Below are 1857 nucleotides of genomic sequence, written 5' to 3'. Positions count from 1 at the left end.
CGGAAAAGCCCTAATAGGGCTTTTTTTATACCTAAAATATACTCGTTTGTGCTTGATAGCATTAAAAGATTAAATAAGAACTATTTGTAATAAAGTTGTTGACACTCGCTCAAATCTAACTGATAATCAATCTCAACAAAACAAGTTTGACGGTTTGTTTTGTTTCTTTACTCTGATATGTTTCTCGACCCGAAACACGTGTGACACACGTTAACTGTCTAGGTTGATAGTGATGTAATAACGCCCCTTATTACATCATATGTCACCCGCTCACTATTTTACTTGCTACATTGCTCATATCTGTGACGGTAGATATGAAATTTAGAAAAGCCCTAATAGGGCTTTTTTTATACCTGATATTTATACCAATCGACGCCACGTTAAGCTGAGCTGTTTATATCATAAGCTAATTGAAAAATTTACCTGGCGTTGATGTTAAATTCTAGTTCGCTGCATAAGAATCCCCGCATGCCAGTAAAATTATACCAATCCGTTTAAATATCCGATCTAATATAGGTTATATAAAATCACCGACTAAATAACGTTAAACCCGAACCTATCAGAACAGCTTTTAGCACTTTCTTGAAAAGAACCAAACGCACGAAAACGCATTCGATTACTTGCAGTGTCATTATTTTATGAAGGTAATAGCAGGGCCGCCATTGCAAAACGTTTCAACACAGCGCGCAGCAGTGTTAATAAGTGGGTTTATAGTTACCTAGAGCATGGCCTTGACGGCTTAAACAATAAACCTATTCAAGGGCGTCTATCTAGATTACAACGGCCACAACTTGAGCAACTGTCTGAATTTATAACGCGCACGAAGACAGAACCTCATGGTGGCCGACTTACCGGTGAAGACATCGCCCATTACATTAACACTGAATTTGGTGTTCATTACCACTTAAATCATGCCTATAAAATACTAAAGCTGCTTGGCTTTAGTTGGATCACAAGCCGTTCAAGACACCCTAAACAGTCACAAAAGAACCAAGGAGCTTTTAAAAAACTTCCAACTGGAAACGATCCTTCACACCCCAGGGCTCCTACCTCTTGAGCGAATTGATGTTTAGTTTCAAGATGAAGCTCGTTTCGGTCAACAAAACCAAACAACACGTTTAAGGGCTGCGACAGGCTCAAGACCTCGTGCAGTAAAGCAGCAACAATTTGAGTATGGGTATCTATTTGGAGCTGTCTGCCCTGAAAATGGCAAGACAGAAGCAGTAATAACACCTTGCGTAAATAAAGAGGCGATAACACTACATATGGAACAAATATCGAAAGCTACCGAACTCGGAAGGCATGCAGTTGTTATTATGGATGGTGCTAGTTGGCATACATTCGATACTGTTCAACCTTTTAATAATGTCACGCTAATCAAACTCCCACCATATTCACCTGAATTAAACCCAATAGAACAAGTTTGGAGTTGACTCCGTCAGCACTGTTTATCCAATCGTACATTTAAGGGTTATGAAGATATTGTTCACCAAGTTTCAAAAGCATGGAACAAATTCATTTCAGTTCCTGAGAGAGTTAGAAAGATGTGCTCAAGAGATTGGGTAAAATTGACTTAATCTTTATGCAGATTGGTATAAAAGAGGCATATCAGTGAAATGGATCCTGACCTCCGTCAGGAAGACAATGGGTGAGCGTATGAAACCTGTGACAATAACAGCGGCAAGAAGCATGGGGGTTTTGACCCTGACCTTCGTCAGGAAGACAACGGGGTAAGTATATGAAGCCTGTTATATTAACAGCGGCAAGAAGCATGGGTGTTTTGGATCCTGACCTGCGTCAGGAGGACAGATGTGTGAGACTCCTCTCCCTGAACTGGTTTCAGGGTCCATGGCTTTT

Annotated in this window: 1 pseudogene; it reads left to right on the top strand. The window is 40.2% G+C overall.

Annotated elements, in window-relative coordinates:
• The first annotated feature begins 610 nt into the window (after positions 1–610).
• A pseudogene (locus CWC18_RS20570) lies at positions 611–1577 on the top strand (IS630 family transposase).
• Positions 1578–1857: the final 280 nt, after the last annotated feature.

It is taken from the genome of Pseudoalteromonas aurantia, assembly GCF_005886875.1.
Lineage (GTDB): Bacteria > Pseudomonadota > Gammaproteobacteria > Enterobacterales > Alteromonadaceae > Pseudoalteromonas > Pseudoalteromonas aurantia_A.
The sequence above is the reverse complement of the archived record's forward strand: the minus strand, read 5'-3'. Positions and strand labels throughout refer to the sequence as shown.